Annotated in this window: 9 protein-coding genes; 5 read left to right on the plus strand and 4 right to left on the minus strand. The window is 67.1% G+C overall.

Translation table 11 applies throughout. From position 1 onward, the window contains the following. Window positions 1-92 precede the first annotated feature (92 nt). Both G5A07_RS09675 and G5A07_RS09680 read left to right on the plus strand, forming a co-directional pair. Window positions 93-809 carry a response regulator gene (locus tag G5A07_RS09675; RefSeq protein WP_020424480.1) on the plus strand — a complete coding sequence of 239 codons (717 nt, stop codon included), beginning with the start codon at window positions 93-95 and terminating at the stop codon, window positions 807-809. Next, window positions 809-1885, plus strand: coding sequence for an ATP-binding protein (locus G5A07_RS09680; RefSeq protein WP_019338525.1), 1077 nt, complete (start codon window positions 809-811; stop codon window positions 1883-1885). The genes G5A07_RS09675 and G5A07_RS09680 overlap by 1 nt, the downstream gene beginning before the upstream one ends. Here the strand turns inward: G5A07_RS09680 and G5A07_RS09685 are convergent. From G5A07_RS09685 to G5A07_RS09695, 3 genes are all read right to left on the minus strand, one after another. Then, window positions 1863-3623: a DUF4105 domain-containing protein gene (locus tag G5A07_RS09685; RefSeq protein ID WP_191863224.1), complete on the minus strand. Its 1761-nt coding sequence runs from the start codon at window positions 3621-3623 to the stop codon at window positions 1863-1865. The two genes, G5A07_RS09680 and G5A07_RS09685, sit on opposite strands and share 23 nt — an antisense overlap. Window positions 3624-3768: 145 nt before the next feature. Next, window positions 3769-4068, minus strand: a complete 300-nt coding sequence (locus G5A07_RS09690) for a DUF2388 domain-containing protein (protein WP_010482550.1) — start codon at window positions 4066-4068, stop codon at window positions 3769-3771. A gap of 62 nt (window positions 4069-4130) precedes the next feature. Beyond that, window positions 4131-5519: an FAD-binding oxidoreductase gene (locus G5A07_RS09695; RefSeq protein WP_191863225.1), complete on the minus strand. Its 1389-nt coding sequence runs from the start codon at window positions 5517-5519 to the stop codon at window positions 4131-4133. A 169-nt stretch (window positions 5520-5688) separates the two neighbouring features. On the opposite strand from G5A07_RS09695, the gene serA reads away from it, so the two are divergent. Beyond that, entirely contained in the window at window positions 5689-6930 is a 1242-nt protein-coding gene (gene serA / locus G5A07_RS09700) for a phosphoglycerate dehydrogenase (RefSeq protein ID WP_019661444.1), read from the plus strand. Window positions 6931-7024: 94 nt separating this feature from the next. Here the strand turns inward: serA and G5A07_RS09705 are convergent, their stop codons facing one another. Further along, complete coding sequence (locus tag G5A07_RS09705) at window positions 7025-7639, minus strand: NUDIX hydrolase (protein ID WP_191863226.1); 615 nt, start codon at window positions 7637-7639, stop codon at window positions 7025-7027. Window positions 7640-7772: 133 nt separating this feature from the next. Here G5A07_RS09705 and G5A07_RS09710 point away from each other — a divergent pair, with 133 nt between their 5' ends. After that, window positions 7773-9248, plus strand: coding sequence for an amino acid permease (locus G5A07_RS09710; protein ID WP_010482554.1), 1476 nt, complete (start codon window positions 7773-7775; stop codon window positions 9246-9248). Window positions 9249-9330: 82 nt separating this feature from the next. Beyond that, the gene (locus G5A07_RS09715) at window positions 9331-10758 is read left to right on the plus strand and encodes an amino acid permease (protein ID WP_010482555.1); all 1428 of its coding nucleotides are present in this window, start codon (window positions 9331-9333) and stop codon (window positions 10756-10758) included. Window positions 10759-10861: the final 103 nt, after the last annotated feature.

The raw sequence follows: 10861 nt of genomic DNA on the forward strand, positions 1-10861 counted from the left end.
TGAAGCGTGAAGTGTGCGTGGCAATGATGGGGTTTCGATGGAGGAACTGTGGAGATACGATGGAGGCAAGCACCTTAAGGCCCCGCCCCTGCATGCATGCCGCCCCTGCCCTCGCCGCCCTCGTCCTGATCGTCGAGGATGAGGCCGAGATCGCCGATATTCTCACCGCCTATCTGGAACGCGAAGGACTGCGTACACTGCGCGCCGCCGACGGCCACAGCGCACTGGACCTGCACCGCAGCGCCCGCCCCGACCTGGTCCTGCTCGATGTGCAGCTGCCGCGCCTGGATGGCTGGAGCGTGCTGACGCAGCTGCGCCAGCGCGGCGAAACGCCGGTGATCATGCTGACCGCACTGGACCAGGACCTGGACAAGCTGACCGCACTGCGCATGGGCGCCGACGACTACGTGGTCAAGCCGTTCAATCCGGCCGAAGTGGCAGCACGCGTGCGCGCCGTGCTGCGGCGTACGTTGCGCGCCTCGCGCGTGGATGCACCGACCGCGCTGCGGGCCGGCCCGCTGCTGATCGACTCGGCCACCCATGCCGTGCATGTGGAGGGCGAAGGCTACAGCCACGAAGTGCTGCTCACGCTCACCGAGTTCAAGCTGCTGCACTGCATGGCGCTGGCGCCGACCCGCATCTTCAGCCGCAGCGAACTGATGCACGAATGCCTGCCGGAAAGCGAAGCGCTGGAACGCACCGTCGACAGCCATGTCAGCAAGCTGCGCCGCAAACTGGACGAAGTAGGCATGGTCAATGTTCCGGCCAGCGTGCGCGGTGTCGGCTACCGGCTGATGGCCGACCGCTGATGGCGCACCTGCGCCGCTCCGGGCTCAGCCGACACATCATCGTCTCGATGTCGTTGATGGTGATCGGCGTCATTGTGATGATGATCCTGTCGTCATGGCTGCTGTACGCGGTGCTGGTCGAGTTCTTCCCCGGCAGTGCCGAGGAACCGGAAAGCTGGCTGCCGACCGGCCCGGAGCTGGCATGGATGGTCGGGGTGATCCTGACCGGCCTGGCACTGGCCATCGCCGCCTCGTTCCGACTGGCGCATCGCATCCTGTCGCCCTTGAATTCGCTGGTCGACAGCGTGCGCGCGCTCGCCGGCGGCGACCTCGGTGCGCGCGCCAGCGTCGAGGAAAACTCACCGGGCGAAGTGGCAACCCTGGTCGAGGATTTCAATGCGATGGCGCGCCGCCTGCAGCACATGGAGAGCGAGCGCGCGATGTGGCATGCGGCTATTGCCCATGAATTGCGGACCCCGGTGACAATCCTGCGTGGCCGCCTGCAGGGGCTGGCCGAGGGCGTGTTCCAGCCGGACGAGTCGCAGTTCCGCAGCCTGCTTGCCCAGGTCGAAGGGCTGTCCCGCCTGATTGAAGATCTTCGCGTGCTGAGCCTGTCCGACAATGCGCGGCTGGACGTGCGTCGCGCGCGCACCGACGTGGTGGCCGAGGTGCATTCGGTGATGACCCTGGTCGATCCGCAGTTCCGCGCTGCAGGCTTCGTGCTGGAGCTGGAAACCAGCCGCGAGGAACACAACGCGCACTGTGATCCCACGCGCCTGCGCCAGGCGCTGCTGGCGCTGCTGGAAAACGCGCGTCGCTATGCCAGCCCGGGCAAGGTACGGATTGCCGTGCATGACACACCAGGCCATGTACAGGTAGCAATCGAGGATGAGGGCCCGGGCATCGATCCGGAGCTGCACGCCGACATCTTCAGCCCGTTCATGCGTGCCGACGGTTCGCGTTCACGCCAGGGCGGCGGCAGTGGCCTCGGCCTGGCGGTGGTCAAGGCCATCGCCGACGCGCACGGCGGCCGCGTCTACTGCACGGCGGGCAACGCCGGTGGCAGCCGTTTCGTCATCGAACTGCCGCGCCAGTAGCGGGTGCGGCCGCCTGTTCCCGCAGGCGCGCGCCGAGTGCGGCGAGGTTGGCATCGATCGCATCCATCTCGTTGCGCTGGCCTGCCGGCAACTGCTGACGCAGCTGCACGCGCAGCGCCTGCCAGGCCGGCACCGCCTGTGCGCTGGCGGTGGCAACCGCTTTGGCCAGCACCGCCTGCTCATCGACCAGCGGCAACCCATAGCCACCGTCCGCCAGTAGCGTACCCGGGCGCAACCATTGCCCACCCTGCTCCAGCAGCTGGCGCAGGCCGCGCGTCTCGGCACTGGCCGGTGCGGCCAGAAGGCGCCGTTTCAGCACATCGCGCGCGCGCAGTTCGGCGCGGCGTTGCGCCGCCTGCTCCAGCAGCAGCAGCCCGGCGCTGGCACGCAGGTCACCCTGCAGCAGCCACGGCGCACGCTGCGGTGCGGGCAACTTCAGCCAGCCGCGCACATCGCGCACCGGCAGCCCCAGCTGTGAGCTCGCCACCGCGAACAACTGCTGGTAGTGGTCGCGCGCCGAAGCAAAGTAGTACCCCTGCGCCTGCGCTGCATTGCGGTCCGTGAGCACCTGCTCGTCCAGCACATGCAGCCTGGACAGCCGACGCTTCAACCCGCGTGGACTCTGCTGGGCCAGGCCCGCCTCACCCAGGCGCGGCACACCCGCCTGCAGCAGCTTTGCGGTTTCCACCGCGCAGTTGTTGCCGACGAAGTAATAGCGCCCGTCATAGCTCCAGTGCACCTGTGCAGTGCGCTCGAGCAGGGTGGCGATCTCGCCGGGCGACAACTGCAACGGCAGCGACTGCACCCCCCGCAGCTCCACCTTGGTGTACTCGTCCACCACCTGCTGCAGCGGCAGCACGAACAGGCGCGACGGGTAGCCACCGGTCAGGCCACGCCAGTTGGAAATCTGCACATCGCCGACGAACGCGCGGAACGACAGCACGCGGTGGTACTCCAGGTCCAGGCGGCAGTCCGGCCCCGGCGTGCGGCCGGGCCGGCAGATCACCAGCCGCAGCATGCTGTGGCCCCAGCGGCTCATCGGCTGCGCACTGCCTTCGGCGAACAGGTAGTCCACGGCATAGACACGCGCGGGGTCGAGCTGCAGCAGCGATGCGGCACCCTCTTCTGAGTCGGCCTGGAGCAAGGGCAGCGTCGTAGCGCAGTGCGACTGCGGCAGCGATGGCGGGGTTCCGAAATGGACCTGGTACCACTGCGCCAGCGCCGGACGCCGGCAGGCGAACTCAGCGTCCAGCAGGAAATGCTCGGCGTTCACCGCCAGGTACTCGGCCGGGTCCTTCAGTTCATACGCATCGGGACTGCGGTCACGGAAGTCGTTGTCGCCACGGCCGAGATGCCAGGGCTTGCGCTGCCATCCGGCCAGATCACGCCAGCGCACACTGCGCGACCAGTTCGCCCCCGTACGGTCGGCGACATGGGCCAGTTCGTGTACCAGCGCGCTGCGGCGTGCGCGACGCGCGCCGGGCACGGCATCATCCAGCAGCTCGCGACGCAGGGCGATGCGCCCGGCGAAGGCCCGGCCGTGCACATCGGCCGGCAGGTCATCACGCCAACGCACCTGGACCTGTGACGGCAATGCACGCAGCAGGCCATCGGGCAGCAGGGACTGCACGTCGGCCAGGGTCTGGCTGGCGAGCTGCTGCTGCGCCGGGTCGAGACCGGACGGATCAAGCAGCAGGCGATCAGCCGCGTGCGCGGAAGGGATGAGCAGCCACGCCAATGCGGCGATCCACCCGCACCGCCCGCTGTGCCTCTGTAGAGCCGAGCCATGCTCGGCTGAATGCCCGGCGCATGCGGATCGCAACAGCAGCCGAGCATGGCTCGGCTCTACAGAAGGCGATGACGCCGAGGTCATGCAGCCTGGATCAACGTGCCAGCAGCGCGCGGGCCAGTTCCAGATCGCTCTGCTGCTGTGCCGCGGCGCTCTGCTCACGCAGGTGGACCAGTGCGGCCTGCAGGCGGGCGCCACGAATCTCGCCATCGCTGGCGACGAATGCAGCCGCATCGTCGCGTGCAGCCAGCACCACCTTGTCATCACCCGAGCTGCTGCCCGAGGAACCGGAGGACGCACCCGTGGCCGAACCGGCCGACGTACCGGCGAAGCTGGAAGCGAAGCCGGCCAGCGGCAGGGACAGCAGGGCGAGCAGCAGAAGCGGACGGGTCATCGGTTCGAAGCCGGTTGTGAGGAAGCGTGGAGCGTAACGGGTGCGTGAAGGATTTGTCCGGCTCAAACGTCGAACAGCTTGCCGGGATTCAGCCGCGCTTGGGGATCGAACGCACGTTTGACCGCCTTCATCAGGGCGATCTCGGCCGGGCCGCGGGTGCTGTCCAGGTAGCCCTTCTTGACCAGGCCGATGCCGTGTTCAGCCGAGATGCTGCCATCGAACCGGGCCAGCACCTGCGCCAACAGCTTGGTCACGTGTTCACACTGCGCCACGAAATCGGCGTCGCTGGTGTCGTCGGGCTTGAGCACGTTGATGTGCAGGTTGCCGTCACCGATATGGCCGAACCAGACCACGTCGAAGTGTGGGTAGGCCTGCCCGATCAGTGCCTGGGTCTCGGCCAGGAACGCAGGCATCGCCGAGATCCGCACCGAGACATCATTCTTGTAAGGTTTGTAGCGCGCCAGCGATTCGGTGATGCCTTCGCGCAGGCGCCACAGCTGGGCGGCCTGGGCGTCGCTGGCGCTGATCACCCCGTCGCTGACCCAGCCGTTGCCCATGCAGTCCTCGAAGGCGGCCATCGCCGCCGCTTCCTGCGCTTCGTCGTTGGCGGCGAACTCGGTGACCACGTAATACGGGTGCACCTCGTCGAACGGTGCCTGCGCACCATGCGCCAGCACGTGCTCCAGCGCCCGGTCGGTGAAGAACTCGAAGGCCTGCAGCTGCAGGCGCGCGCGGAACGCGGCGAACACCTGCATCAGCACCTCGAAGCTGGGCACGGCCAGCAGCATCACGTTGCTGGCTGGCGGCGGATCGGTGAGTTTCACTGTCGCCTCGACGATCACGCCCAGCGTGCCTTCCGAACCGATCAGCAGCTGGCGGAAGTCATAGCCGCTGGAGTTCTTGATCAGGCCCTTGTTGAGCTCCAGCAGTTCGCCGCTGGCGGTAACCACCTTCAGCCCGGCGATCCACTCGCGGGTGTTGCCGTAGCGGATCACACGGATGCCGCCAGCATTGGTGGCGATGTTGCCGCCGATCGTGCACGACCCGCGTGCAGCGAAATCCACCGGATAGATCAGGCCGTGGTCCAGCGCGGCGTTGTGCACGGCCTCCAGCGGCATGCCGGCCTGCACCACCAGGGTGCGATCGACCGCGTCGTAGGCCAGCGCCTTGTTCATCCGCTCCAGGCTGAGCACCAGCTCGCCATTGGCCGCCATCGCGCCACCGGAAAGGCCGGTACGGCCGCCGGACGGCACCACGGGCACGCCCTCACCCGCACTCCAGCGCATCACCGCCTGTACCTCCTCGACCGTGGCCGGCAGTGCGACCGCCAACGGCGCCGGCGTCCAGCGCCGGGTCCAGTCGCGCCCGTAATGCTCCAGGTCGGCCGGGTCGGTCTTCAGCTTCAGGCCGGGACAGGCCTGCTGCAGCGAGGCAATGCGGGAATCGGTCATGACGGTCCAGCGCGGGGCGTGAAGAACGGGCAAGCGTGCCAGCGGCACGCGCCAGCGTCCAGCCCTGCGAGCAGGCAGATAGCTACGGATGCAACCAATTGCGCACCGCACCATGAGCGCTGCGATCTGGCATAGTGGTTGGCCCCTGTCCCACTGGCCGTGTTGCCCCATGTCGCCGAAGAAGACCTCGTTCCCGAAGCAGGATATCCGCGTGCTGTTGCTGGAGGGGGTCAGCCAGACCGCCGTGGAGGTGTTCAGCGCGGCCGGCTACAGCCAGATCGAGGCGCACACCAAGGCACTGCCCGAGGACGAATTGAAGGCGCGCATCGCCGAGGCGCACATCGTCGGCATCCGCTCGCGCACCCAGCTCAGCGCCGAGGTGCTGGCCGAGGCCAAGCGCCTGATCGCGGTGGGCTGCTTCTGCATCGGCACCAACCAGGTCGACCTGGACGCGGCCGAACTGGCCGGCATCCCGGTGTTCAACGCGCCCTACTCCAACACCCGCAGCGTGGCCGAACTGGTGATCGCCGAGGCGATCATGCTGACCCGTGGCATTCCGCAGAAGAACGCCGAATGCCATCGCGGCGGCTGGTCGAAGTCAGCCAGCGGCAGCCATGAAGTGCGCGGCAAGACGCTGGGCATCATTGGTTACGGCCACATCGGCACCCAGGTCGGCGTGCTGGCCGAATCGCTGGGCATGCAGGTGATCTTCCACGACGTGGAAACCAAGCTGGCGCTGGGCAATGCCCGTGCAGCGGCCAGCCTGGACGACCTGCTGGCGCGCGCCGACATCGTCACCCTGCACGTGCCGGAGACCCCGTCCACGCAGTGGATGATCGGCAGCACCGAGCTGGCGAAGATGCGCAAGGGCGCGCACCTGATCAACGCCGCGCGCGGCACCGTGGTCGACATCGATGCGCTGGACGCGGCCCTGGCCAGCGGCCACGTCGGTGGCGCCGCGCTGGACGTGTTCCCGGTCGAGCCGAAGGGCAACGGCGATATCTTCGAATCGCCGCTGACCCGCCACGACAACGTCATCCTCACCCCGCACGTCGGCGGCAGCACGCTGGAAGCGCAGGACAACATCGGCGTGGAAGTGGCGGCCAAGCTGGTGCGCTACAGCGACAACGGCAGCACCCTGTCGGCGGTCAACTTCCCGGAAGTGACCCTGCCCGAACACGAAGACAGCCTGCGCCTGCTGCACATCCACCAGAACGTGCCGGGCGTGCTGTCCAAGGTCAACGAGATCTTCTCGCGCCACAACGTCAACATCGACGGCCAGTTCCTGCGCACCGACCCGAAGGTGGGTTACGTGGTGATCGACATCACCGCCAGCGAGGCGCAGGCCGCCGCCGTGCGCGACGAGCTGGCCGCGATTCCAGGCACGCTGCGGACGCGCATTCTGTATTGACGCGCATCCCGCCTTGCACGTGTAGAGCCGAGCCCATGCTCGGCTGCGGTTCCGGCCCGCATCGAGCCGAGCATCGGCTCGGCTCTACAGGTTGCTAGCGCGCCAACCACCGGCGCGCCATGCGCTGCATCGACTCATCCGATTCCGGATCGGCGGCGACCTCGGTCACCGGCCGCCAGGCCAGCTCCAGCGACTCCTCGCTGAGCACGAAGGCCTCGCCACCCAGCGCCCGGATCACGAAACGCACGTCGTAGTGCCAATGCCCCGGTACGTCCTTGCGCTCCGGAATCCAGTGCTTGTCGATGTCGAAGATGGCCGGGTCTTCCAGCACCAGACCGCTCAGGCCGGACTCCTCCTCGGCCTCCTTCAGCGCGACCTGGGCCAGGTCGCGGTCGCCGTCGGCGTGGCCGCCCAGCTGCAGCCAGCGCTGCAGCTTGCGGTGGTGGGTCAGCAGCAGGCGCTGGCCATCGGCACTGACCAGCCAGCAGCTGGCGGTGAAGTGGCCGGCCAGGCGCTCGCGGCGGAACGGATCTTCCGGATCGTCCAACAATGTGCCGAATTCGGCAGCCAGTGCGTCGTGGGCAGGCTCGCGGCGGGCATAGTCCCGCAGCAGGCCACGCAGGCGATCGTCAAGCACGGCAAGGGTTTCGGCGGTCTGGCTCATGAATGGGCGGCGTTTGGAAAAATACTGCTCATTATCGCCGTTCATTGTTGCGATTGCGCTTGTGCGTTGGCTTCAGCTTTGGCTAAGGTACAGCGGGCCGTTCGCGCGGCCTTCACCATTCCAGGGTTGCCGGCAACGTATCGGCGTCCCACCCCATCCGATCACTAGGAAGTACTGCATGCTGAAAGCTCTGTTGAGGGTCAAGCCGGTCGAACCGGCCGGGCACGTCGATGCTGGCGAACCCATCGAAGGCAGCCTGGACGGCGAAGCCACGTTGAAACGGACCCTCACGGCTAAACACCTCATCCTGCTTGGCGTGGGTGCGGTGATCGGCGCTGGTATCTTCGTGCTGACCGGCCAGGCCGCGGCCAACCATGCTGGCCCGGCAGTGATGCTGTCGTTCGTGATCGCCGGCTTCGCCTGCGCCCTGGCGGGCCTGTGCTACGCCGAGTTCGCGGCAATGATGCCGGTCTCCGGCAGTGCCTACTCCTATTCCTACGCCACCCTCGGCGAAGGCATGGCCTGGTTCATCGGCTGGTGCCTGGTGCTGGAATACCTGTTCGCTTCGGCCTCAGTCGCGGTGGGCTGGTCGGCGTACCTGATCAGCTTCATCACCACCACGCTGCACATGCCGTTCCCGGATGCACTCAGTGCCGCGCCCATCGCCTGGACCGGCAGCGAGTTCATCGCCTCCGGCAAGCTGTTCAACCTGCCAGCGGTGCTGATCGTGGCGGCGGTGTCCGGCCTGCTGTACGTGGGCGTGACCCAGTCAGCCTTCGTCAACGCGATCATCGTGGCGATCAAGGTCACCGTCATCTGCCTGTTCATCGGCATCGGCGCGGCCCACATCGACCCGGCCAACTGGCAGCCGTTCATTCCGGAAAACACCGGCGTGCCGGGTGAGTTCGGCTGGAGCGGCGTGTTCCGCGCGGCCACCATCGTGTTCTTCGCCTACATCGGCTTCGATGCGGTTTCCACCGCCGCCGGTGAAACCAAGGACCCGCAGCGCAACATGCCGATCGGCCTGCTCGGCTCGCTGGCCGTGTGCACCCTCGTCTACATCATCGTCTGTGCGGTGCTGACCGGCATGATGCCGTACCACCTGCTGGGCACCGACAAGCCGGTGGCCACCGCGCTGGAGCCCTACCCGACCCTGTCCTGGCTGAAGACGTTCGTTGAGATCGGCGCCATCGCCGGCCTGTCCTCGGTGGTGCTGGTGATGATGATGGGCCAGACCCGCATCGCCTACACCATCTCCCGCGACGGCCTGCTGCCGAAGTTCTTCGGCAAGGTCCACGCCCGTTTCCGCACCCCGTACGTCGCCACCATCGTGGTCGGCGTGATCGCCGCCGCACTGGCTGGCCTGGTGCCGCTGAACGTGCTGGGTGAACTGGTGTCGATGGGGACCCTGCTTGCCTTCGCCACGGTCTGCATCGGCGTGCTCGTGCTGCGCTATTCCAAGCCGGAGATCCATCGCCCGTTCCGCGTGCCGATGGTGTGGATCATCTGCCCGCTGGGCGCGGCCACCTGCCTGTTCCTGTTCTGGCAGGCGTTCGTGGTGCACTGGCACCTGTTCGTGGGCTGGACGCTGCTCGGCCTGTTGATCTACCTGGGCTACGGCATCCGCAACAGCAAGCTGGCCAAATCGCCCTGATCCGCCTACGGGCCGGCCTCGCGCCGGCCCGTCCGTTTTCCTCGCGCGCCGGTCATGGCGCGCTTCGACAAGACCACCACACATGTTCAAGCAACTGTGGGCCACCAAGCACCCGCATGCCGCCCATGAAGACGCCAACGGCCTGAGCCTGCGCCGCCACCTCGGCCCCTGGGGCCTGACCGCCCTGGGTATCGGCGCGGTGATCGGCGGCGGCATCTTCGTCATCACCGGCCAGGCCGCCGCCAACCACGCCGGCCCGGCCATCATGCTGTCCTTCGTGCTGGCCGCCATCTGCTGCGCTTTCTGCGCGCTGGCCTATGCCGAGTTCGCCTCGATGGTGCCGGTCTCCGGCAGCGCCTACACCTACACCTACGCCACCTTCGGCGAGCTCTCGGCCTGGTTCATCGGCTGGATGCTGGTGCTCGAATACGGCGTCTCCGCCTCGGCGGTGGCGGTCAGCTGGACTGGCTATTTCCTCAGCCTGCTCAGCCAGTTCGACATCCATCTACCGGCGGCGCTGGTCAGCGCCCCACTCGATGCACAGCTGCGCCCCACCGGCGCTATCGCCAACCTGCCGGCCGCTGCGCTGGTACTGCTGCTGACCTGGCTGTGCTACGTCGGCATCAGCAAGTCCTCGGCGATGAACATGGCAATGGTCGTGCTGAAGACCGGCCTGATCCTGCTGGTCATTGTGGTCGGCTGGAAGTATGTGGACACCAGCAACTGGACGCCGTTCATCCCCGCCAACGAAGGCCCCGGCAAGTACGGCATGGAAGGCGTGCTGCGTGGCGCGGCGATGGTGTTCTTCGCCTACATCGGCTTCGAGGCGGTGTCGGTGGCCGCGCAGGAATCGAAGAATCCGCAGCGCGACATGCCGTTCGGCATGATGCTGTCGCTGGTGATCTGCACCGTGCTCTACATCGCGATGGCCGCGGTGATGACCGGGCTGGTGCCGTTCCAGCTGCTCGGCACCGACGAGCCGGTGGTGACTGCCGTGGCCGCGCATCCGCAGCTGGGCTGGCTGCGCTGGGTGGTCGAGGTCGGCGCGCTGGTCGGCCTGTCCTCGGTGGTGCTGGTGATGATCATCGGCCAGCCGCGCATCTTCATGATCATGGGCCGCGACGGCCTGCTGCCGCCGGTGTTCACCAAGATCCACCCGAAGTACCGCACCCCGCACATCAACACCGTGATCACCGGCATCGGCATCGCGCTGCTGGCGGCGCTGTTCCCGCTGGACATCCTCGGTGAGCTGACCTCGATGGGTACACTGATCGCGTTCGCCGCCGTGTGTGCCGGCGTGCTGATCCTGCGCCGCACCCAGCCGGACCTGCCGCGCCCGTTCCGCATGCCGATGGCCTGGCTGATCTGCAGCCTGGGCGTACTGAGCTGCCTGGCGCTGCTGTCGGCGATGACGATGCACAACTGGATGCTGATGGGCGTGTGGACGTTCGTCGGTTTCGTGATCTATTTCTGCTACGGCTTCAGGCACAGCCGCCTGCGGGGTAAGTAAGGTTTTCTGAATTGCAGGGCCTGCGGCCCTGCACCCGCCTTTTAAGCCGGAGCAACGGCAGCGGCAACAGCTGGGTTGAGGGTTTGGCGGGGCGGGTTGGGTT

Origin of the sequence: Stenotrophomonas sp. AS012628 (genome assembly GCF_010608305.1) — a bacterium.
Taxonomy (GTDB): Bacteria; Pseudomonadota; Gammaproteobacteria; order Xanthomonadales; family Xanthomonadaceae; genus Stenotrophomonas; species Stenotrophomonas geniculata.